Here is a 20749-nt window from a genome sequence, read left to right as displayed (position 1 = left end):
GTGGGTCGTCAGCCCAGCGCCTCGCGCAAGCGATACCACAGCATCCCCAGTGCCAGCAGCGGCGAGCGCAGTGCCTTGCCACCGGGGAAGGTCAGGTGCGGCACCGCGCGGAACACATCGAAGCCACGGCTTTGCTCGGTGGCAATGGCTTCGGCGAGCAGTTTCGCTGTCCAGTGGGTGACGTTCAAACCATGCCCGGAGTAGCCCTGGGCATAGAACACGTTGGGGTGCTGGCTGAGCCGGCCGACCTGGGGGAAGCGGTTGGCGGTGATGCCGATCATGCCGCCCCACTGGTAGTCCAGGCGCACCTCGGCCAGTTGCGGGAACACCTTGAGCACCTTGGGCCGCATGTAGGCGCCGATGTCCTTGGGGTCGCGCCCGGAATAGTGGCAGGCACCGCCAAACAGCAGGCGGTTGTCGGCGGTCAGGCGGTAGTAGTCCAGGCCCACTTTCTGGTCGCACAGCGCCATGTTCTGCGGGATCAGCGTACGCGCCAGGCCTTCAGGCAGTGGCTCAGTCGCCACCACGTAGCTGCCGGCCGGCAGCACCTTGCCACTCAAGCGTGGCTCCAGCTCGTCGAGGTGGGCGTTGCAGCCGAGTACCAGGCTCTGCGCGCGCACCTTGCCGCGTGCGGTGTGCAGGATCACCGTACTGCCATGTTCGATGCGCAGTACCGGGCTTTGCTCGAAGATGCGCACCCCCAGGCCATGAGCGGCGTGGGCTTCGCCCTGGACCAGGTCGAGCGGGTGCAGATGGCCCGAGCCCATGTCGACCAGGCCGCCGGCGTACAGGTCGCTGGCGACGATCTCGTGCATGCGCTCGGGGCCGACCAGGCGGGTCTCGTGCGGGTAGCCCAGTTCGGCGAGATCGCGTTGCTCGTCCTCGAATGCGACGAACTGGGCAGGGGTGTTGGCCAGCTCGCAGAACCCCCAGCGCAGGTCGCAGTCGATGCCGTATTGCGCGATACGGCGGGCGACCAGGGCCACCGAGTCGATCCCGGCCTGCTTGAGGTAGCGCACGCCGTCCTGGCCGACATGGCAGGCAAAGCCCGATACGTCATGGCCGATGCCGCGGATCAGTTGCCCGCCGTTGCGCCCGCTGGCGCCCCAGCCAATACGGCAAGCCTCCAGCAGGACCACCGAGAGGCCGCGTTCGGCCAGCTCCAAGGCCGCATTGACCCCGGTCAGGCCACCGCCGACCACGCAGACATCGGCCTGCAGGTCCTGGTCGAGCGCGGGGTAGGTCGCCGCCTGGCGCGCCGAGGCGGCGTAGTAGGAGGCAGTGTGTTCAGTCATGTGGGGCATGGGTGTGCTCGACTCAGCGGTTGGACTTGATCTTGCTCCAGGAGCGGGTCATCTGCCGCAGGATCGGCGGGCTCTGCATGGACGAGACATACAGTTTGTCCAGCACCTCCTGCGGCGGGTAGATTTCGGGGTTGTCGACCAGCGACGGGTCCATGTCGGTCTTGGCGTCGGGGTTGGCGTTGGCATAGCCGACCGTGGCACTGACCTTGGCGATCACCTTGGGGTCGAGCAGGTAGTTGATGAAGGCCAGGGCCTGCTCGGGGTTCTTGGCGTCCTTGGGGATGGCCAGCAGGTCGAACCACAGGTTGCTGCCTTCCTTGGGAATGCTGTAGGCGACCTTGACGCCGTTGCCGGCCTCTTCGGCGCGGTGCGCGGCCTGCAGTACGTCGCCGGAGTAGCCGAAGGCGATGCAGACATCGCCATTGGCCAGGTCCGAAACGTACTTGGAGGAATGGAAGTAGGTGATGTACGGGCGCAGCTCCAGCAGGCGTGCCTCGGCCTTCTTGTAGTCATCGGCCTTCTCGCTGCGCGGGTTCATGCCCAGGTAGTTGAGCATGGCGGGGTAGAGCTCGTCGGGCGAGTCCATGAACGCCACGCCGCACTGCTTGAGCTTCTTCAGGTTCTCGGCTTCGAACAGTACGGCCCAGGAGTCGATCCTGTCGATGCCCAGCACCGCCTTGACCTTGTCGACGTTGTAGCCGATGCCGTTGGTGCCCCAGAGGTACGGTACGGCGTACTGGTTGCCCGGGTCGTTCTGCTCCAGTTGCTTGAGCAGTTTCGGGTCCAGGTGCCGCCAGTTCGGCAGCTTGCTGCGGTCCAGCGGCAGGAACGCGCCGGCCTGAGCCTGGCGCGCGAGGAAATGGTTGGAGGGCACGACCACGTCGTAGCCGGTGCGCCCGGCCAGCAGCTTGCCCTCCAGGGTTTCGTTGGAGTCGAACACGTCATAGACCACCTTGATCCCGCTGCTGGCCTGGAAGTCGGCCAGGGTGGTGTCACCGATGTAGTCGGTCCAGTTGTAGACGCTCACCGTCGGCTGGGCCTGGACGGCCGCGCCGAACAGCAGGGCGAAGGTTGCGGGGATCAAAGCTTGCGGATGACGCATGTCGACACCTCGTTGGTCTTGTTCTTCGAGTTCGGTGGTGTAGGGGCTGCTTTGCAGCCCATCGCCGGCAAGCCGGCTCCCCCAGGCATCTTGGTTCTGCCGTGGGATCTGGCCTGCCAGAAAGCGGATCAGACGCTCAACAGCAGGAACTCGCGCTCCCACGAACTGATCACGCGCTTGAAGTTTTCATGCTCGGCACGCTTGACCGCGACGTAGCCCTGGACGAACTGCTGGCCGAGGTACTGCTGCACCTTTTCGCAGTCTTCCATGTGCTGCAGCGCGTCCTCGATGGTGATCGGCAGGCGCAGGTTGCGCCGCTCATAGGCGCGGCCCTGTACCGGGGCGCTGGGTTCGAGTTTCTCGACCATGCCGATGTAACCGCACAGCAGGCTCGCGGCGATGGCCAGGTAGGGGTTGGCGTCGGCGCCCGGCAGGCGGTTCTCCACGCGCATCGCTTCGGGGCTCGACGTTGGCACGCGCAGGCCGGCGGTACGGTTTTCCTCACCCCATTCGACGTTCACCGGCGCCGAGGTGTCAGGCAGGAAGCGGCGGAACGAGTTGACGTTCGGCGCGAACATCGGCAACAGCTTGGGGATGTACTTCTGCAGGCCGCCGATATGGTGCAGGAACAGCTCGCTCATGCTGCCGTCGTCATTGGCGAAGATCGGCTTGCCAGTGGCGATGTCGACCACGCTCTGGTGCAGGTGCATGGCGCTGCCCGGTTCATCGGTGATTGGCTTGGCCATGAAGGTGGCGGTGACGTTGTGCTTGAGCGCCGCCTCGCGCATCGTGCGCTTGAATACGGTGATCTGGTCGGCCAGGTCCAGGGCGTCGCCGTGGCGGAAATTGATCTCCATCTGCGCCGGGCCGTCTTCATGGATCAGCGTGTCGAGGTCCAGGCCCTGGATTTCGCACCAGTCGTAGACGTCCTCGAACAGCGGGTCGAATTCGTTGGCGGCATCGATGGAAAACGACTGACGGCCACTTTCGGCGCGGCCCGAGCGGCCCAGCGGCACCTGCAGCGGCAGGTCCGGGTCCTCGCAGCGCTGGGTGAGGTAGAACTCCATCTCCGGCGCGACGATCGGCTGCCAGCCCTTGTCGGCGTACAGCTTGAGCACCTTCTTCAGTACGTTGCGCGGCGACAGTTCGATGGGGTTGCCTTGTTTGTCGAAGGTGTCGTGGATGACGATCGCGGTCGGTTCGATGGCCCAGGGGATCTGGTACACCGCCGTGGGGTCGGGGCGGCAGACCATGTCGATGTCGGCGGCGTCGAGCAGGCTGTAGTAGATGTCGTCGTCGACATAGTCGCCGGTGACGGTCTGCAGCAGCACGCTCTCGGGCAGGCGCATGCCGCGCTCGTGGAGGAACTTGGCGGTCGGGGCGATCTTGCCGCGGGCGATGCCGGTCAGGTCGCTGATCACGCATTCGACTTCGGTGATCCGGTGTTCTTTCAGCCAGGTGGACAGCTGATCGAAGGGGGCGTTCATACAAACCTCTTGGTTGGGTAGTTGTGGTGGGACGCAAGGCGTTCAGCGCCGAGGGGCACTTCCCACAGGTGACGCTGAGGACTATCTTGGTCGCTGCCCCCCAGGGTGATCTATCCACTTTCTTCGGCAATTAATGCACCAAAAGAGTGCAACTAGGACAGCGCGTGACAACGCCAACCGCCTTGCAGGTCCAGGATTACCGCACCACCGATGTGACCGAACAGACCCGCGTCACCCCTGGCTGGCAGCAGCAATACCGGCAGATGTCGCCCGGGCATTTCAACGGCCAGCTGCGCTGGCTGGGCCTCGATGGCGTGGAGGTCTACGAGGAGCGCCTGAACACCCGGGTCGAGCAGTTCTTTCGCGCGCCCAGCGGCGCCCTGGCGTTCTGCTTCGACCGCAGTGAAAACAGCCTCTATTTGCTCAATGAAGACAGCCGCAATATCTGGATCACCCCGGAGAACTACCAGGAAGTGGCGGTGGTGTTCGAGCAGCCGTTTTTGGCCAGCCACGGCCTCGACCTGGAACGCCTGCGCGGTCTGTTCATGGTGCCGCTGACCTGCCAGCAGAACGCTTTGTTCGGCAACTGGCTGAGCGCCACGCTCACGCAGCTGGGACAGGCCGATTGCGCGCTGGAGGGCGGGGCGCTGGGCGAGCAGTTGCTGGAGGACTGCCTGTTCATCCTCGACAACGCCGGCCAGCGCCTGCAGGGGGAGGCGCTGGGGCGGCGCGACGAGGAGCGGGCGATCATGCGCCGGGTCAGCGAGTGGGCCGCCGACTGCCCCGACGAAACCCTAAACCTGCTGCAACTGGCCAAGGTCGCCGGGGTTTCCGTGCGTCAATTGCAGCAAGCCTTCAAGGGTTTCACCAACCTGCCACCGGCGCATTGGTTGCGCCTGCGTCGCCTGAACGGCGCGCGGCGCGATCTGCTGGCCGGTGACGCGACCGTGGCCGAAGTGGCGATGCGCTGGTCGTTCTGGCACCTGGGACGGTTTTCCGAAAGTTACCGGCAGCTGTTTCGCGAACTGCCGAGCGAGACGCTTCGGCGCTGCAAGAGCTGATGGAAGCCAAGCCCTTTGCGGGTAAGCATTTGCGCCCGTTACCTCAGCTTGCTTGCCCCTGCAGGGATGCAGGGGCAAGCTGGCAGATCAGTTGCGATCCAGCCACACCGTCTGGGCATTGGTGAACTCGCGCACGCCGAAGTGTGACAGCTCACGGCCAAAGCCACTTTTCTTCACGCCACCGAACGCCACGCGGGGGTCGGATGCGCAGTAGCCGTTGATGAACACGCCGCCGGTGTCCAGCGCAGCGGTCATGCGCTCGGCCAAGGCATAGTCGGCGGTGTAGATGGTTGCGGCCAAGCCGAATTCGCTGTCGTTGGCCAGCGCCACGGCGTGGTCGGCGTCGCGGGCGCTGATGATCGCCGCCACCGGCCCGAACAGCTCCTGTTTGAACGCGGTCATGTCCGGGGTGACGTTGGCGAATACAGTCGGCTCGTAGAAGTTGGCCGCGCCCTCGACCTTTTTGCCCCCCAGCAGCAGCGTGGCGCCTTCGGCGAGGGTCGCCTGGACCTGGCCGTCGAGTTCATCGCGCAGGTCGTAGCGCGCCATCGGGCCGATGTAGGTGGCGTCGTCCAGCGGATTGCCGACGGTCAGCGCACGGGTGGCCTCGACGAACTTGTGGGTGAACGCCTCGACAATGCTTTCTTCGACAATCAGGCGCTTGGCCGCGGCGCAGACCTGGCCGGTGTTCTGGTAGCGGCCGATCACGGCGGCCTTCACCGCGGCATCAAGGTCGGCATCGGCCAGTACGATGAACGGATCGGAGCCGCCCAGCTCCAGCACGCACTTCTTCAGCGCCGCACCGGCTTGCGCGCCGATGGCCATGCCGGCGCGCACGCTGCCGGTCAGGGTGATGGCGGCGATGCGCGGGTCGTTGATGGCGCGGGTGACGCCCTCTGGGGTGACATTGAGCACTTCGAACACGCCCTCAGGCAGGCCGGCGCGTTTGAACAGGTCGGCCAGCAGGTAGGCGCTACCCATCACGTTGGGCGCGTGCTTGAGCACGTAGGTGTTGCCCGCCAGCAGCGCCGGCACCGCGCCGCGCAGCACCTGCCAGATCGGGAAGTTCCACGGCATCACGGCGAGGATCGGGCCAAGCGGGCGGTATTCGATACGGGCCTTTTCGATCTGGGTCGGCTCCGGCGCGAGCATGGCCGGGCCGTGTTCGGCGTACCACTGGCACAGGCCGACACACTTGCTGACTTCACCGCGGGCCTGACTGATCGGCTTGCCGATCTCGCGGGCGATCATCTGCGCGAAGGCCTCGGCGTTGGCCTGCAGGGCCTGCCCGAGCGCGACCAGGTACTCGCTGCGCTGACCCAGCGACACTTTGCGCCACTGGCTGTAGCCGGCCTTGGCGCGTTGCAGCGCCGCGTCCAGTGCGGCGTCGGTGTCGAAGGCGTAATGGCCGATCCGTTCGCCGCTGTAGGGGTCGACGGAGATGGCGTGGGTCAGGCTGCTGATCTCGCTCATGGCAGGACTCTCATTGTTCTGATGGGGTGAGCGCAGACTAGTGGTGGCGCGCTTTAATGAAAACTGAATAATAATGAGCGAAACATTCACGTTTGGAGAATGACCGTGGACCTGGTGCAACTCGAGATGTTCAAGGCCGTGGCCGAGCACGGCAGCATCAGCGCCGCCGCCCAGCAGATCCATCGGGTGCCGTCGAACCTGACCACCCGTATCAAGCAGCTGGAGGAGGACCTGGGCGTCGAGCTGTTCATCCGTGAGAAGAGCCGCCTGCGCCTGTCGCCGGCCGGCTGGAACTTCCTCGAGTACACCCGGCGCATCCTCGATCTGGTACACGAGGCACGCCTGACCGTGGCGGGGGAGGACCCCCAGGGCACTTTTGCCCTGGGTTCGCTGGAAAGCACCGCCGCGGTGCGCATCCCGGCCTTGCTGGCGGCCTACAACCAGCGCTACCCGAAGGTCGACCTTGACCTGTCCACCGGGCCGTCGGGGACCATGCTCGAAGGGGTGTTGTCCGGGCGCCTGGTGGCGGCTTTCGTCGATGGGCCGGTGCTGCACCCGACGCTGGAAGGCATGCCGGTGTTCGAGGAAGAGATGATGGTCATCGCACCGCTCAACCACCCGCCCGTGACCCGTGCCCGGGACGTCAACGGCTCGAGCATCTACGCCTTTCGCGCCAACTGCTCGTACCGCCACCATTTCGAAAGCTGGTTCATTCATGACCAGGCGGTGCCGGGCAAGATCCACGAGATGGAGTCGTACCATGGCATGCTCGCCTGTGTCAGCGCAGGCGCAGGCCTGGCGATGATGCCGCGCAGCATGCTCGAAAACATGCCGGGGTGCAGCACGGTCAGCGCCTGGCCGATGGCCGAGGATTTCCGCTACTTGAAGACCTGGCTGGTGTGGCGACGGGGGACGGTGTCGCGCAGCCTGAGCATGTTCATCAAGTTGCTGGAGGAGCGTCGTGAGCTGCCCTTGTCTTGAGGGCAACGCCTCGCGGACTAACGGTGCGTCAACGGGCGAACCCGAGCCCCGGAAAACCCTCCAAATTGTGTAGACCATCCCACCAGGGAGGAATGCACCATGCGCACTCATCATTACGGCCTTTGCGCCGCGCTGTTGCTGGCATTGGCCATGCCTTGGAACCTTGCAGCGGCCACCGACCTGAATACCCCCATCGATCCGCAGGGCGTGCAATTGCAGCCCCAGGAACAGAACGGCATCCGTTACCTGCAGGGCGGTATCGGCCAGGATGAAGCCGATGCCCTGCGCCGCACACCCGGCTACGACCTGCACATCACCCTCTCGACCGGTGCCGAAGGCAAGTTCCAGAGTGGTGCCGCGGTGGATATCCAATCGGCTCAGGGCCAGTCGGTACTGACATTGCAGGACGTCGGTCCGTTGATCTTCGTGCAGTTGCCCCCTGGGCACTACCGCGTGGTCGGCAATGCCGAGGGCCAGACGGTGCAGCACCAGGTGACGGTGGACGGCAAGGCGCCGGCGCGGGTTGATCTCAACTGGCGGTAAGTTTCCTGTCGCGGGGCGAGCGACGCCCAGGCAACGCCGATTGCTGGGTGAACACGAGGAAGCGGAATACGACTGAACCAATGGCGAGCACCCAATGTCCTTTAGCCAATAGTGGCAAATCACTTCCCACTAATCAGTACACTCTGACAATAATCAAAGAAGTATTACCGCTTGTAACCCTTACATAGTCTGGGGTTGCCAATGCAGAATGAACGAGGGGCTGTAGCCTCCATTGACGCAGGGACGCGCATTTCGCGGCCCTGCCCGTGAAGACCATCAGGAGAAAGTCATTAATGAAAACCCGTCTCGCCACAACGTTGGCCGCTGCAGTGCTGGCGTTCGCCGGCGTTAACCTGGCCCAGGCCGCGCAGGTGTCCGCTGCCGTGGGTGCTACTGGCCAAGGCGACATGACCTACCGCATTGGCCTGTCCTTCGACTGGGACAAGAAATGGCTTGAGAGCGGCACCGGTCATCTGACCGGATACTGGGATGCGGCCTACACCTACTGGGAAGGCGGCGAGGCCAGTGGGGCCCACTCGCTGTCGATCAGCCCGGTATTTGTCTATGAATTCAGTGGCTTCACCTACACCCCGTTCATCGAGGCGGGTATCGGTCTGGCGGCGTTCTCCAAGACCGACGTGGGCGACCAGCGCCTGGGCTCGTCGGTGAACTTCGAGGACCGGATCGGTTTCGGCCTGAAGCTGCCGGCGGAGCAGAAGATCGGCATCCGCGCCATACACTACTCCAACGCCGGGCTGAAGCAGCCTAACGACGGGATCGAGTCGTACTCGCTGTTCTACAGCAAAGCGTTCTGATCCTGTACTTGCGCTCCACCGCGGAGCAGCCCCGCTTCCACGCGCTGGAAACGGGTTTGCCCCGCGATGGCTTCAGCGCACCGCCTTGATCGCCAGCACGTTGCACAGCGGATGCTCCATCACATGCGCCGTTGTGCCGCCGAGAAATGCCTGCAGGGCATCGTGACGGTGATTGCCCATGACGATTACATCGACCCGGTTGGCGGCAATGTACTGGGTGAGCGCCTTGACCGCCGGCCCTTCGAGGAAGTGACGGCGGTCAAGGTCGATCTGGTAATGGTCGCCCAGGCGGTTGAAGGCCGTGCGCTGGGCCGTGCGCACGCTGGTGTCGAAGCCAGGCATGGTCACGGTGCCGGCACCGAAGTCGGCGATATGGGTCCTGGCCGCATCGCACACATGCAACAGGTGCAGTTCGGCGTTGCATTGCAGAGCCAGGGCATGGGCGCTATGGATCACCGCGTCGTCCAGGTGCTCGCCGGCTCCATGGCAGTTGAGGTCGACCGCTGCGGCGATCTGTCGGGGCAAAGGCAGGCGGATGTCGCTGACCAGGTGCACCGCCACCGGGCTGTCCTTGAGCAGTTGCCAGTCCAGCGGGGTGACCAGCAGGCGCTTGAGGATGGGTTCGTGCTGCACGTCCTTGACCAGCAGGTCGCAGCCCAGCCGCTCGATCTGCGCCAGCACGCTGCCCAGCGGATCACGGGTCAGCAGCAGTTCGGTAGAGACATCCAGGCCGGCATTGCGCAGCTGCTCGGCCTCGTCGGCCAACCACTGGCGATTGTCGTCGAGCAGTCGCTCGCGTTCGCGGCTGTCGCTCATCAAGCCAAAGGTGTCGACATCGTCGACGAAGACGTTGAGGTCCAGCAGTGCCCCGCTGGACTCGGCCAATGCCGCTGCGCGCTGCAGGGCAGGCGTATGGCGCATCTGCGGGCCGAGCATGACCAACAATCGCTTGAACTGGCTCATCTCACACCTCCACGTGTGGCAGCCCCCTGTTCAGTCTAGACCCGCCGCCGGTGAAGTCTGTTGGAGCGACGACGGGTCATGCCTCAGTGCGGCGCGCGCGGGATGGTCTTGAGCAGGTCTTCGGGGCTGATGTGCCCGACCACCTGGGCCACCGCGCTGCCTGGTGTCGGCAGGTCGATGATATGGCTCTTCATCTTGCCGATCACATGCATCTCGCAAGGCTTGCAGTCGAACTTCAGGGTAAGCACTTCATCGCCCTGGATCAGCTGCATCGGCGCGACCTTGGTGCGCACGCCGGTCACGCCCTTGGCCTGCTTGGGGCACAGGTTGAAGGAGAAGCGCAGGCAGTGCTTGGTGATCATCACCGGCACCTCGCCGTGCTCTTCATGGGCCTCGTAAGCGGCGTCGATCAATTGCACCCCGTGGCGGTGGTAGAAGTCACGGGCCTTCTGGTTGTAGACGTTGGCCAGGAACGACAGGTGCGATTCGGGGTACACCGGCGGTGGCGTGGTCTCGGCCTTGCGCCCGCCACGCGGGTGGGCCTTGACGCGTGCTGCGGTCAGCGCCTCGATGGCCTCACGGCGCAGGGCCTTGAGCTGCGAGTTGGGAATGAAGAACGCCTGGGGCGCATCGAGCTCGATGGCATCGGCGTGGTACATCGTGGTGCCCAACTGGCCGAGCAGGTCGTGCAGCTGGTCGAGCGCCTGTTCCGGCTTGTTGGCGGCGCCGAACGGGCCGTCCAGGGCGACCTGCACGCTGACGCCTTCCTCGCTGCTGAGGGTCAGCATCAGGCGCTGCTCACGCAGTACGGCATGCCATTCGACACCCACCCGGCGCTCGGACGACGTGCGTTGCAGCGCCTGTTGCCAGTTGTGGTCGAGGTTGCGCGAAAGCGGATGGTTGGGGCGTAGCTTGTACAGGCCCTCGGGCATCTCGTTGGGCTCGACGCGGTAGCGGTAGCGCTTCTGGCCGTCCTCATCGGATTCACTTTTCAGCTCGGCGATGTTGGCGCGGAAGCCCACCACCTCGCGTTTGACCAGTACATTGAGGCCGTCGCCGTTGGTCAGCGGCACCTCGGTGGTCACCAGCAGGTCGCGCTTGCCGACTTTCTCGACTACGCCCACCGGCAGGCCAGTGAAGGTTGGTGAGTCGAAGGCGCCGATGTCGATCTTGCGGTCGCTGACGAAGTAGTCAGTGCTGCCACGGTGGAAGGTCTTGTCCGGATCCGGTACGAAGAAGTGCTCGGTGCGGCCACTGGAGGCGCGAGCCAGTTCGGGGCGGTCCTCGAGGATGGCGTCGAGCTCTTTGCGGTAGTGGGCCGTGATGTTCTTCACATAGCCCATGTCCTTGTAACGGCCCTCGATCTTGAACGAGCGCACGCCGGCATCGACCAGGTCGCGCAGGTTGGCGGTCTGGTTGTTGTCCTTCATTGACAGCAGGTGCTTCTCGAAGGCCACAACGCGGCCCTGGTCGTCCTTGAGGGTGTACGGCAGGCGGCAGGCCTGGGAGCAGTCGCCGCGATTCGCACTGCGCCCGGTCTGGGCGTGGGAGATGTTGCACTGGCCGGAGAAGGCCACGCACAGCGCGCCATGGATGAAGAACTCGATGGCCGCGTCGGTCTCGGCGGCGATGCTGCGAATCTGTTGCAGGTTGAGCTCGCGGGCCAGCACCAGCTGGGAGAAGCCGGCCTGGTCGAGGAACTTGGCCCGCTCCAGGGTGCGGATATCGGTCTGGGTGCTGGCATGCAGCTCGATCGGCGGGATATCCAGCTCCATCACGCCCAGGTCCTGCACGATCAGCGCGTCGACACCGGCATCGTACAGCTGGTGGATCAGCTTGCGTGCTGGCTCCAGTTCGTTGTCGTGGAGGATGGTGTTGATGGTGGTGAACACGCGGGCATGGTAGCGCCGGGCGAACTCGACCAGCTCGGCGATTTCGCTGACCTCGTTGCAGGCGTTGTGGCGTGCGCCGAAGCTCGGGCCGCCGATGTAGATGGCGTCGGCGCCGTGCAGGATCGCCTCGCGGGCGATGCTCACGTCACGGGCAGGGCTGAGCAGTTCCAGGTGGTGCTTTGGAAGGGACATGTCGTTATAGGTTCGGGCTGTCACGGTAAGGCGGGCATTGTAGCGGTGAATCGGGGCGGGGGCATCCATAACCGATGAACTTGCCCAAACGGTGGTAGAGGGCCTGGCATTTTTGTCAGTTATGCGTGCGGCGCGATAGTGATAACGTCGGGTCCAAAATCGTTCTGCAAAAAGGTTATGCGATGACTTCCAGCCGTTTGTCCGTGATCGACCAGCAGCGATCAGTGCTGGGGAGCTCCAGCCTGCCCAGGGCTTACGCACCGTATGGGGCCGTTTCCGATAAGCGTGGTGCTCGGTTGGCCTACTGTGGCCATCCCCACGATTCGCTGACGGGCCATTATCACTTGGGCAACGGGCATCGGACCTTCAACCCATTGCTGATGCGGTTCAACTCGCCCGATCGGTTGAGTCCGTTCGGGGCGGGTGGGATCAATGCTTTTGCGTACTGCCAGGGTGATCCGATCAACTTCCATGACTCCCACGGTACTGACAGGTCTTTTGTCAGATCACTCCTGGCCACTGCGGCCTCGGCAGTAGGTACGGCTGGTGCGAACGAGGCACCACATCATTTCAAACAGTTATGGGATATGTCCGTCTACTCGGAAAATCGGCAAATACTGATACACAACAAGCGTGAGGGGCTGGCGGGGCAACCTGTGACATCCATGCAGAGGGCTACCCATGTTGTTGGAGCACTGACTAGTACAACTTCGGCTGTTGTTGGATGGGGGGCAGGCCTATATCTAGGCGCCACGGAGGAGGGCGGTGGTCATTGGGCTACGGAGTTGGGCCTGCTTGGCGCGGTCGTCGGTGCCGCTTCGATTTCCAAGATTTCTGACATGCTCTCATCCAGCCAAGAGGTCAATTTTGGCGCCAAGGCAAAGGCGTTGCAGGTTGATATCAACGATATGTACCAAGAGCATAGGGTTCCAGCACAATCGCCAGCTATGACTCAAGTGGCAGCTGACGTTGTCCAGGAAGCTAGTTCGACGCTGCGCATGTCGGAAGTATAGTAGCGTTTGATGAAGCAACAATCGTCATAGGGCCGCCCCATAGGCGGCCCATGAGCAGATCTCAGCCCTTGGCCGCCATCGCCGTCACTTCCACACGCATCCCCTCGAACGCCAGCGAAGCCACGCCCACCGCCGCACGCACCGGCCATGGCTTGCTGAAGAACCGCTGGTACACCTCGTTGAACGCCGCCCGATCGGCCATGTCGGTCAGGTAGATGGTCAGGTGCAACACCCGGTCCATCGAGCTGCCGGCACGCTCCAGGGCAACTTTCAAAGCCTGCAGGGTGCACTCGCACTGGGTGGTGATATCGCCCAGCTCGAGGCTGCCGTCGGCCTGCACGGGGATCTGGGTGCTGACCAGGATGCCGTTGTATTCGGCAACGTCCGAGGAGATCGAGTCGGCGTCCGGGTCGGGGGTGTAGATGATGTCGCTGTGTGCCATGGGGTTTCGCCTTGCAACGGAAGGAAACCGCCAAGCCTACGCGAGCGTACAGGGCAGGTCGAGGCAGGGCGGTCGGTCGAGGGCATTTGAAATACCTGGCCGGGACCGGCAGAATCGCGCCCCACCCGGCCACAGGCGTCGGGCCCTGGTCGTGAAAAGAGGCTTGCGTTGAACGAACACACATTGTCCATGCGCCTGGAGCGCGTGGCAGCCCATGTGCCGGCGGGTGCGCGACTGGCCGATATCGGCTCGGACCATGGCTACCTGCCGGTGGCGCTGGCGCGTCGGGGCGCGATTGTCGCGGCCGTGGCCGGCGAAGTGGCGCTGACGCCTTACCAGGCCGCGCAGCGCACCGTGCGCGACAATGGCCTGGAAGACCGCATCACCGTGCGCCATGCCAGTGGCCTGGCAGCCATCGAGCCAAATGATGGCATCACCGCAGTCAGTATCTGCGGCATGGGTGGCGAGACCATTCGCGACATCCTCGAGGCTGGCAAGCAGCACCTGGGCGGACATGAGCGGTTGGTCCTGCAACCCAACGGCGGTGAGCAGGCGCTGCGCCAGTGGCTGATGGACAACGGCTATCGGATTGTCTGCGAGGAAGTGCTGCGGGAAAACCGTTTCGACTACGAAATCATCGTCGCCGAACGTGCCGAGTCGGTCAGCTACAGCGCCGAGCAGCTGTACTTCGGCCCGCTGCTGATGCAGGCACGCAGCCCGGCGTTCCTGTTCAAGTGGCAACGCATGCTGCGCCAGAAACACCAGACCCTGGCCAACTTCGCCCGGGCGCGCCAGCCGGTGCCCGAGGACAAGGTGCGCGACATTACCCGTCAGGCGCAGTGGATTACCCAGTTGCTGGGGTGAAGCACCTCACTTTGGGTTGACCACGCCGGCTGGCACTTTCATCACCAGCGCGGCACCTAGCACGATGGCCACGGCCAGTACCTGCAAGGCCAGGCCAGGGCTGGCGGTGCTGTCGCGCATCCAGCCGATCAGGTAAGGCGCGGCGAACGAGGCGATACTGCCGAACGAGCTGATCATGGCGATACCGGCGGCCTGGGCGCCGCCCGCCAGGAAGGCCGGCGGCAGTTGCCAGAACATCGGCAGCGCCGCGCTGGCGCCCATGCCCGCGACCACCAGCCCACTCATCACCAGCAAGGCGTCGTCCGGCGCCCATCCGGCCAGGGCGATGCCGGCGGCGGCCATCAGCAACGGCCCGCCCAGGTGCCAGCGGCGTTCGCGGTGACGGTCGGACGAGCGTCCGCAGCCGAGCATGAACAGACAACCGGCCAGATAAGGGATGGCGCTGAGCAGGCCGACCTGGCCATCGCTGCCGATGCCGGCGCCGTGGATCAGGCTGGGCATCCAGAAGGCCAGGGTATTGACTGCCAGCATTACCGCGAAATAGATCGCCACCAGCAACCAGACATGGGCGTCGCCCAGCAGCCCGCGCATCGAGTCGATCGGCTTGCGCCGCTCCTCGCGGGCCATTTCCTCGCGCATTGCACGCTTCTGATCGGCGGTGAGCCAAGCCACCTGCTCGAAGTTGTCCGGCAGGGCCTTGAGCACCACCAGCCCGAGCAGCACCACCGGCAGCCCCTCGATCAGGAACATCCACTGCCAGCCCCTCATGCCGCCCTGATCGTGAAACGCCTGCAGGATGCCGCCGGACAACGGCCCGCCGATCACTCCGGCCAAGGGCACGGCGATGGCGAACAATGCCGTGACCTGGGCGCGGCGCCGGGCCGGATACCAGCGATTGAGGACTACGAGGATGCCGGGGAAGAAACCGGCCTCGGCCACTCCCAGCAGAAAGCGCAAGGCATAGAAGCCGGCTGCGTCCTGCACCCACATCATGGCGCTGGACAACAGCCCCCAGGTCACCATCAGGGTGGCGATCCAGCGTCGCGGGCCGACCCGCTCCAGGGCCAGGTTGCTGGGCACGCCGAACAGCGCGTAGGCGATGAAGAACAGGCCGGCGCCCAGGCCGTAGACGGTATCGGAAAAGCCAAGGTCGGCGCTCATCTGCATCTTGGCGAAGCCGATGTTGATGCGGTCCAGGTGGGCGAACAGGTAGCACACCAGCAGCAGCGGCATCAGCCGCCAGGTGATGCGGGCGTACGTAGCATGTGCCGGCGCGGCGGCGGGGGTATCGAGCGTATTCATGGTCCGGGACGTTCTTGTTGTTGTCCCGGCAGATCATGCGGCGCCGCGTCAGGCGGGCAAATGCACTTTCAGCAAGATGGCTGGTATTTTTGCCATGGGGTTACAGCTGCGAGCAGTTGCCCATCTGGCGGTAGTCGATTTCGCGGGTCTGGCCCTGGTGGTCGACGTAGACCATGTGCGCGGTACCGACCTGGCAATCGGCGTCGTTGCTGGCCGGAGTGATCGAAATGACCTTGGCGATGTCCAGCGGCATGCCGTATTCGTAGGTGCTGGAGCTGTTGTCGGCGAAGGCGCCGAACGAGGCGAGGGTGGCGCTGAGGGCGAGCAGGGCGATCGAACGTTTCATGACAGGTACCTCATTTCTTACGGATAACTAATGATCCATTCTTTTGTGTTTCACAATAAATGGGCTATCCCGTGATAGATTCCTGCCTTTCATGTATGAATGAGAGTGCCTGCCCATGGACATGCTGCATGCGATGCGAACCTTCGCCCGGGTAGTGGAATGCGGCAGCTTCGCCGGGGCCGCCCAGGCCCTGGATATTTCCGCCGCGCAGGTGTCGCGGATCGTCGCCGAGCTCGAGAACCAGCTGCAGACCCGCCTGCTGCACCGCACCACCCGGCGCCTGCGCATGAGCGAGGCGGGCGAGCGTTTTCTCGAGCGCACCCGGCAGATCATGCTGCTCACCGAGGAGGCGGTGGACGAGGCGCGCGGCGCTCACCTCACCCCCCGTGGCCGCCTGCGTTTTCACTGCACCCATGGCCTGGGGCTGTTGATGATGCCGCTGGTGGCGCGCTACAACGCGACCTGCCCGGAAGTGGTGATGGAACTGACTCTGTCGCAGCGCAACCCCGACCCGCTGGCCGAGGGGCACGACGTGGTGATCACTATCGGCCAGGGGCTGCCGGACTCGCAGCTGATTGCCATCCCGCTGGGCAGCATCCACAGCATCCTTTGCGCCTCCCCGGACTACCTTGCCCGCCACGGCGTACCCGAGCGCCCCGAGGACCTGCACGCGCACATTTGCCTGCGCACCGTCGACCCGCTGTTCGAGGAGGACTGGTCGTTCGAAGGCCACCCCGACAATTGCGTGATCGTGCCCCAGGACACCTTCCTCACCAACGTCGCAGACGCCATGCTCAAGGCCACCGAACTGGGCATGGGGGTGGGCTTGCTGCCGTACTACTCGGCGAGCCAGGCCATGCAGGAAGGGCGCCTGTGCCGGTTGCTGGCGCCGCATCGGCTGCGCCAGCGCGAGATCTATGCGATCTATCCGTCACGGCATTATCTGGATGCCAAGGTGCGTACCTGGCTGGACTTTCTCAAGGAGCAGCTGCCGTTGTTGTTCGCCGAGCACCAGCGCGTGGTGGACGAGCCCCGATACTGGCGTTGAAGGCCGTGCGCTTCGCGGGTCACCGGCTGTCCTGATCCTCGGCGCTGCCACCAGAAGCCCCAGCGCCGCTGCCGGTGGCTTCTCCGGTACTGTTGGAGCCGCCAGCGGCACCGTCGGCGGCGTCAGAGTCGGTACCAGTGTCACTGCTGTCGTTATCCTTGCCACCGGGGCTGTTGACGCTGCTGCCTTCACCGGCGGTCTTGCCTTGCTCGGTAGTGTGCTCTTTGTGCGTGCCGCTCCCGTTCGTGTCGGTGGCGGCGAGGGCGAGGGTGGTGCTGCTGCCCAGTATCAAGGCCAGCAGCAAGGCGAGGGGACGTGGATTGACCATGATGAATCTCCTGTCGGATGACTGTCATGGTTGGGCTATCACGGCGACGCCAAGGTGCCCGTCAAGCGACGGGCGGTCCTTGGCGTCAGCCGTCAGTGGGCGTCAGGACGAGGCGTCTGTTGGCCGGGCATGGCATCCATCGCCTCCAGCGTCGGATGCTCCTGCGCCGCGTGCATCAGGTCTTCGGTCACCCGCAGTTCCGCGCCGGTTGGCGAGAAGGTTGCGGTCGGCGCGAACGGCGCCGGGTGCTCCGGTGCCGGGCGTTTGCCGCGACGCCACAGGAAGAACCCGACCATGGCCAGGTTGATCACGGCGAAGGCCCAGAACAGGCCGACTTCGCCGTAGGCAGTCATCATCGGCGAAATGGCCAGTGGGGCCATGGCCGAGCCCAGCGAGTTGATCAGCAGCAGCCCCTGGATCATCGGCACCAGCGCGTCGGCCGGGGCGCGGTCGGCGGCGCTGCTGACGGCCACCGGGTACAGCGCGAACACGCCGCCGCCGAGCAGGAACAGCAGCGCCGGCAGCAGCACGGTGTCGGCTGGCAGCAGCACGAACAGCAGCGACAGCACGGTGCACAGGGCGGCCAGGGCGATCAGCACGTCCTGGCGGTCCTTGCGGTCGGACCAACGCCCGACTGGGTATTGCAACAGCATGGCGCCGAGGATCACCCAGGCCATCATGTCGCCGATCTCGCCAACATCCAGGCCGATGCGTTGCAGGTACAGCGGTAGCAAGGCGTAGATCCCGGCGATGGCGACCCCCGAGCCGAAACAGCCGACCAGCCCGGTCGGCGCCACGCCCAGCAGCTGCCGGGGCTTGAGCGGCTCGACCTGATCCAGCAGCGGCGATACCCGTGGCAGGATCACGATCGGCAGCACCGACAGTGTGGCGAGCATGCCGGCGACCATGAACGGCGCGGTCTCGCCCCACCCGGTAACCTCGCCCAGGGCGGCCTGGGCGATCACCCCGGCGCCGTAGAAGGCGATCATGTACAGCGCCAGCAGGCGCCCGCGGATCTTCGCGTCACCGGCCAGCAGCAACCAGCTCTCGATCACCAGGAACACGCCGACCGCCGCCCAGCCGTTGATCAGCCGCAGCACGAACCACCAGGTGGTGTCGTAGAACAAGCCCTGGAGCAGGATGGTTGCGCCGATCAAGGCAGCGAAGCTGCTGTAGGCGCGGATATGACCGATGCGCAGGATCAACCGGTCGTTGAAGACTGCGCCGAGGGTCAGGCCGATGAAGTAGGCCGAGGACACCACGCCGATCATGGTCGCCGATTCGCCGGCGGCGCCAAGGCGCAGGGTGGTCAGGGAAGACAGCACGCCATTGCCCAGGGCAATGATGAACAGGCCGAGCAGGGGTGCCAGCGCCATCGCCAGCAAACGCACAGACATAGTTACCTCAAGGTTGGAAAGAGCTCAGATGCGCCTTTTCGGCTGCACGTGCCGAACAGCGACGTACAGTGCGGCCTGGGCGGGATGCGAGCTTGGCAAGAGTCAACCGCGGGGCCTGTTGGGTGAAGGCCGGGCGGGGCGGTTGAGCCTGTGGCACATGCGCGATGTGTGAGGCACGGACGCGGTCTTTGCGGGGGCTTGCCACCGGTTGGGGCGACGGGCGAAAAGGAGGCGGGATTTTAAGGCCTGTACAGGATTTGCCAAGAGGGAAAAGGCTGCGACGAGAGGCCGCAGGGGTCAGGCTGCCTTGCGCGCGATCAGCAGCAGCGATTGCGGCGCCTGGCTCTGCGGATGTTGCGGCTCCTGCAGTTCGACCAGGTTGAAGCCCGCCAGCTCCAGTGCCTTCAGCCAGCTGCCGAGGGTGCGGAAGTACCATGGCATCGGGCGCCAGTCGCCGGCGAACCCGACGAATGACTCCTCGCGCCAGCCATCCTGGTAGTTGCCGGCGGCTGCCGTCCAGGGGTGCAGGGTCTGGATCAGCAGCGTGCCGTCGGGCCGCAGCAGATTCCGCATGGCCGTGAGCAGGGGAATGATGTCTTGCTGGAGCAGGGCGAAGTTGGCGCAGATCAGGTCATGCTCGTGGTCGATGCCCTGCACGCCTGTGATCACTTGTTCGTAGCTGGCCAGGTGGACCTGCGGCGAACCTGCTGCGCGTGCGGCGGCGACAAGAGTCGCATCGCCATCCACCCCGACCGCATCGATCCCCCGTGCGGCCAGGGCACGGAGCAGCCAACCCTCGCCGCAGCCCAGATCCAGCACCCGACCGGGCTGCTGGCCGAGCACGGCCAGGAGTATCGCCTGGTCGGTGACCTGCTGGCGGGACTCGATGGCGCTGGAGCGTACGGCTTCGATCCAGGCCTGGGCGTTGTGCTGCCAGCTGTCCAGCAGTGGGTCGGTAACCATGGGGATGCTCGGGTCCGAGGGTGGCGGGTGGCTCTAGTGTGGTGTTTTGCAAATACGACCAATAAATCGCGAGCGATTTTTGCGCTCAGGCAAGGCGTCGCGACGAGTCGTAGCCCAGCTACGGCGAGGAGTGACAACGCCGCATGAGCGCAAAAAGCACCGCGAGGTATGGTCGTTATTTGTGAAACACCACACTAGGATAGGCCAGTCTTGTGCGCATGCCCCTTTGCTCTGCACACTGGCGTCCCTGGGAAGGAGCATGGCATGGCACTTGCGAAAGCGGATTTCACCACGCGCCTGCTGGTCGATGCCGGCATCGGTCCCGGCATGCGCGTGCTCGATGTCGGGTGCGGCAGTGGCGATGTGAGCTGGCTGCTGGCCGGCCTGGTAGGCGGTGACGGCGCGGTGGTGGGTATCGACCGGGCGGCTGGCGCCCTGGAGGTTGCGCGCCAGCGTGAAGGCCGCCAAGGGGCGGCGGTACCTGAGTTCGTGGCTGCCGAACTGTGTGCGTTACCCGCAACCCTTGGGTTGTTCGACGCCATCGTCGGGCGACGGGTACTGATGTACCAGGCGGATCCGGCCAAGGCGTTGCGGGCGATGACCCGGTCCCTGCTGCCTGGCGGGTTGATGATCTTCCAGGAGCACGACGGCAGCCTGGCTCCGGCCAGCCAGGCATCATTCCCCTTGCACCACAAGGCCCAGCAATGGTTGCGGCGCATGCTTGCCTATGAGGGGGCGGACCTGCATATCGGCTTCAACCTGCACCGTGTGTTCAGCGAAGCGGGCCTGATGGTCGAGGACTTGCGTGCCGAATGCCTGGTGCAGACGCCCGGCAACGCCTACCCGCTGGGCGAGATCATCCGCGCTTGCCTGCCGCGGATCATTGCCCATGGCGTGGCCACGGCGCGGCAGGTGGGGATCGACACCCTGCAGGCGCGGTTGGATGCCGAGCGGCGACGGTCGCAGGATATCTATATCGGTGATGTCGCCTTCGGTATTTGTGCGCGCAAGCGGTGAGTCATGTAGTTAAGTTGCGTGAGGTGTCAGTGGTGTTAAGTTAGTGTGATGGCTGAAGCATTTTAAATATTAAAGCGCCAAGCAGAAACTTGTATTTCTTCCTCTTCCTCTTCCTCTTCCTCTTTCTCTTGTTCTGCTTTTGCTTCTAAGCGCGCGATAGTTCAGGCGACACAAATTGCGACTTCAGGAGGCCGAACGGAGGGCTTGCGCAGGGAG

Annotated in this window: 20 protein-coding genes; 8 read left to right on the top strand and 12 right to left on the bottom strand. The window is 64.4% G+C overall.

Features of this window, described 5'->3' with window-relative positions:
• Positions 1-8: 8 nt before the first annotated feature.
• The 3 genes from AC3WL2_RS05255 to AC3WL2_RS05245 form a co-directional block, all read right to left on the bottom strand.
• Positions 9-1304, bottom strand: coding sequence for an NAD(P)/FAD-dependent oxidoreductase (locus AC3WL2_RS05255; protein WP_102682274.1), 1296 nt, complete (start codon positions 1302-1304; stop codon positions 9-11).
• A 13-nt stretch (positions 1305-1317) separates the two neighbouring features.
• Positions 1318-2406, bottom strand: coding sequence for a polyamine ABC transporter substrate-binding protein (locus AC3WL2_RS05250; RefSeq protein WP_102682273.1), 1089 nt, complete (start codon positions 2404-2406; stop codon positions 1318-1320).
• A gap of 128 nt (positions 2407-2534) precedes the next feature.
• Entirely contained in the window at positions 2535-3893 is a 1359-nt protein-coding gene (locus AC3WL2_RS05245; protein WP_028689491.1) for a glutamine synthetase family protein, read from the bottom strand.
• Positions 3894-4057: 164 nt separating this feature from the next.
• Here AC3WL2_RS05245 and AC3WL2_RS05240 point away from each other — a divergent pair, with 164 nt between their 5' ends.
• Positions 4058-4954 carry a helix-turn-helix domain-containing protein gene (locus AC3WL2_RS05240; protein ID WP_102682272.1) on the top strand — a complete coding sequence of 299 codons (897 nt, stop codon included), beginning with the start codon at positions 4058-4060 and terminating at the stop codon, positions 4952-4954.
• A gap of 87 nt (positions 4955-5041) precedes the next feature.
• On the opposite strand, the gene AC3WL2_RS05235 is transcribed toward AC3WL2_RS05240, so the two are convergent.
• Positions 5042-6427, bottom strand: coding sequence for an aldehyde dehydrogenase family protein (locus AC3WL2_RS05235; RefSeq protein WP_102682271.1), 1386 nt, complete (start codon positions 6425-6427; stop codon positions 5042-5044).
• Between the two features lie 105 nt (positions 6428-6532).
• Here AC3WL2_RS05235 and ptrR point away from each other — a divergent pair, with 105 nt between their 5' ends.
• The 3 genes from ptrR (at position 6533) to AC3WL2_RS05220 (ending at position 8766) form a co-directional block, all read left to right on the top strand.
• Positions 6533-7408: a putrescine utilization regulator PtrR gene (ptrR, locus tag AC3WL2_RS05230; protein WP_102682356.1), complete on the top strand. Its 876-nt coding sequence runs from the start codon at positions 6533-6535 to the stop codon at positions 7406-7408.
• A gap of 99 nt (positions 7409-7507) precedes the next feature.
• Positions 7508-7951, top strand: coding sequence for a hypothetical protein (locus tag AC3WL2_RS05225; protein WP_102682270.1), 444 nt, complete (start codon positions 7508-7510; stop codon positions 7949-7951).
• Positions 7952-8244: 293 nt separating this feature from the next.
• The gene (locus AC3WL2_RS05220) at positions 8245-8766 is read left to right on the top strand and encodes an acyloxyacyl hydrolase (RefSeq protein WP_102682269.1); all 522 of its coding nucleotides are present in this window, start codon (positions 8245-8247) and stop codon (positions 8764-8766) included.
• Between the two features lie 72 nt (positions 8767-8838).
• Here AC3WL2_RS05220 and AC3WL2_RS05215 read toward each other — a convergent pair whose 3' ends face one another.
• Positions 8839-9729: a universal stress protein gene (locus tag AC3WL2_RS05215; RefSeq protein WP_102682268.1), complete on the bottom strand. Its 891-nt coding sequence runs from the start codon at positions 9727-9729 to the stop codon at positions 8839-8841.
• Between the two features lie 83 nt (positions 9730-9812).
• Positions 9813-11813, bottom strand: coding sequence for a peptidase U32 family protein (locus tag AC3WL2_RS05210; RefSeq protein WP_102682355.1), 2001 nt, complete (start codon positions 11811-11813; stop codon positions 9813-9815).
• Positions 11814-11995: 182 nt separating this feature from the next.
• Here AC3WL2_RS05210 and AC3WL2_RS05205 point away from each other — a divergent pair, with 182 nt between their 5' ends.
• Positions 11996-12826: an RHS repeat-associated core domain-containing protein gene (locus AC3WL2_RS05205; RefSeq protein WP_102682267.1), complete on the top strand. Its 831-nt coding sequence runs from the start codon at positions 11996-11998 to the stop codon at positions 12824-12826.
• A 61-nt stretch (positions 12827-12887) separates the two neighbouring features.
• Here AC3WL2_RS05205 and AC3WL2_RS05200 read toward each other — a convergent pair whose 3' ends face one another.
• Entirely contained in the window at positions 12888-13268 is a 381-nt protein-coding gene (locus AC3WL2_RS05200) for a RidA family protein (protein ID WP_038706040.1), read from the bottom strand.
• A 168-nt stretch (positions 13269-13436) separates the two neighbouring features.
• Here AC3WL2_RS05200 and AC3WL2_RS05195 point away from each other — a divergent pair, with 168 nt between their 5' ends.
• Positions 13437-14132, top strand: coding sequence for a tRNA (adenine(22)-N(1))-methyltransferase (locus AC3WL2_RS05195; RefSeq protein WP_305887719.1), 696 nt, complete (start codon positions 13437-13439; stop codon positions 14130-14132).
• 6 nt (positions 14133-14138) lie between these two features.
• Here AC3WL2_RS05195 and AC3WL2_RS05190 read toward each other — a convergent pair whose 3' ends face one another.
• Complete coding sequence (locus AC3WL2_RS05190; protein WP_102682265.1) at positions 14139-15434, bottom strand: MFS transporter; 1296 nt, start codon at positions 15432-15434, stop codon at positions 14139-14141.
• Positions 15435-15534: 100 nt separating this feature from the next.
• Positions 15535-15780: a DUF2790 domain-containing protein gene (locus AC3WL2_RS05185; protein WP_102682264.1), complete on the bottom strand. Its 246-nt coding sequence runs from the start codon at positions 15778-15780 to the stop codon at positions 15535-15537.
• A 115-nt stretch (positions 15781-15895) separates the two neighbouring features.
• Here AC3WL2_RS05185 and AC3WL2_RS05180 point away from each other — a divergent pair, with 115 nt between their 5' ends.
• The gene (locus AC3WL2_RS05180; protein WP_102682263.1) at positions 15896-16828 is read left to right on the top strand and encodes a LysR family transcriptional regulator; all 933 of its coding nucleotides are present in this window, start codon (positions 15896-15898) and stop codon (positions 16826-16828) included.
• A gap of 19 nt (positions 16829-16847) precedes the next feature.
• Here AC3WL2_RS05180 and AC3WL2_RS05175 read toward each other — a convergent pair whose 3' ends face one another.
• The 3 genes from AC3WL2_RS05175 to AC3WL2_RS05165 all read right to left on the bottom strand — a co-directional run bounded on the left by AC3WL2_RS05175 (position 16848) and on the right by AC3WL2_RS05165 (position 19516).
• Positions 16848-17156: a hypothetical protein gene (locus AC3WL2_RS05175; RefSeq protein WP_102682262.1), complete on the bottom strand. Its 309-nt coding sequence runs from the start codon at positions 17154-17156 to the stop codon at positions 16848-16850.
• Positions 17157-17248: 92 nt separating this feature from the next.
• The gene (locus AC3WL2_RS05170) at positions 17249-18553 is read right to left on the bottom strand and encodes an MFS transporter (RefSeq protein ID WP_102682261.1); all 1305 of its coding nucleotides are present in this window, start codon (positions 18551-18553) and stop codon (positions 17249-17251) included.
• A gap of 297 nt (positions 18554-18850) precedes the next feature.
• Positions 18851-19516 carry a class I SAM-dependent methyltransferase gene (locus AC3WL2_RS05165; RefSeq protein WP_102682260.1) on the bottom strand — a complete coding sequence of 222 codons (666 nt, stop codon included), beginning with the start codon at positions 19514-19516 and terminating at the stop codon, positions 18851-18853.
• A 264-nt stretch (positions 19517-19780) separates the two neighbouring features.
• Here AC3WL2_RS05165 and AC3WL2_RS05160 point away from each other — a divergent pair, with 264 nt between their 5' ends.
• On the top strand, positions 19781-20533 hold the full coding sequence (locus AC3WL2_RS05160; RefSeq protein WP_102682259.1) for a methyltransferase domain-containing protein: 753 nt from the start codon (positions 19781-19783) through the stop codon (positions 20531-20533).
• Positions 20534-20749 lie beyond the last annotated feature (216 nt).

It is taken from the genome of Pseudomonas sp. FW305-96 (genome assembly GCF_058783825.1).
This window is presented reverse-complemented; position numbering and strand designations above follow the sequence as displayed.

Bases quoted from the DNA above. Each gene is read 5' to 3' on its own strand.
- AC3WL2_RS05205 (WP_102682267.1), top strand. From the start codon at position 11,996: ATGACTTCCAGCCGTTTGTCCGTGATCGACCAGCAGCGATCAGTGCTG.
- AC3WL2_RS05200 (WP_038706040.1), bottom strand. From the start codon at position 13,268: ATGGCACACAGCGACATCATCTACACCCCCGACCCGGACGCCGACTCG.
- AC3WL2_RS05175 (WP_102682262.1), bottom strand. From the start codon at position 17,156: ATGGTCAATCCACGTCCCCTCGCCTTGCTGCTGGCCTTGATACTGGGC.
- AC3WL2_RS05250 (WP_102682273.1), bottom strand. From the start codon at position 2,406: ATGCGTCATCCGCAAGCTTTGATCCCCGCAACCTTCGCCCTGCTGTTC.
- AC3WL2_RS05225 (WP_102682270.1), top strand. From the start codon at position 7,508: ATGCGCACTCATCATTACGGCCTTTGCGCCGCGCTGTTGCTGGCATTG.
- AC3WL2_RS05215 (WP_102682268.1), bottom strand. From the start codon at position 9,729: ATGAGCCAGTTCAAGCGATTGTTGGTCATGCTCGGCCCGCAGATGCGC.
- AC3WL2_RS05255 (WP_102682274.1), bottom strand. From the start codon at position 1,304: ATGCCCCACATGACTGAACACACTGCCTCCTACTACGCCGCCTCGGCG.
- AC3WL2_RS05210 (WP_102682355.1), bottom strand. From the start codon at position 11,813: ATGTCCCTTCCAAAGCACCACCTGGAACTGCTCAGCCCTGCCCGTGAC.
- AC3WL2_RS05185 (WP_102682264.1), bottom strand. From the start codon at position 15,780: ATGAAACGTTCGATCGCCCTGCTCGCCCTCAGCGCCACCCTCGCCTCG.
- AC3WL2_RS05245 (WP_028689491.1), bottom strand. From the start codon at position 3,893: ATGAACGCCCCCTTCGATCAGCTGTCCACCTGGCTGAAAGAACACCGG.
- AC3WL2_RS05170 (WP_102682261.1), bottom strand. From the start codon at position 18,553: ATGTCTGTGCGTTTGCTGGCGATGGCGCTGGCACCCCTGCTCGGCCTG.
- AC3WL2_RS05180 (WP_102682263.1), top strand. From the start codon at position 15,896: ATGGACATGCTGCATGCGATGCGAACCTTCGCCCGGGTAGTGGAATGC.
- AC3WL2_RS05165 (WP_102682260.1), bottom strand. From the start codon at position 19,516: ATGGTTACCGACCCACTGCTGGACAGCTGGCAGCACAACGCCCAGGCC.
- AC3WL2_RS05220 (WP_102682269.1), top strand. From the start codon at position 8,245: ATGAAAACCCGTCTCGCCACAACGTTGGCCGCTGCAGTGCTGGCGTTC.
- AC3WL2_RS05235 (WP_102682271.1), bottom strand. From the start codon at position 6,427: ATGAGCGAGATCAGCAGCCTGACCCACGCCATCTCCGTCGACCCCTAC.
- AC3WL2_RS05160 (WP_102682259.1), top strand. From the start codon at position 19,781: ATGGCACTTGCGAAAGCGGATTTCACCACGCGCCTGCTGGTCGATGCC.
- AC3WL2_RS05190 (WP_102682265.1), bottom strand. From the start codon at position 15,434: ATGAATACGCTCGATACCCCCGCCGCCGCGCCGGCACATGCTACGTAC.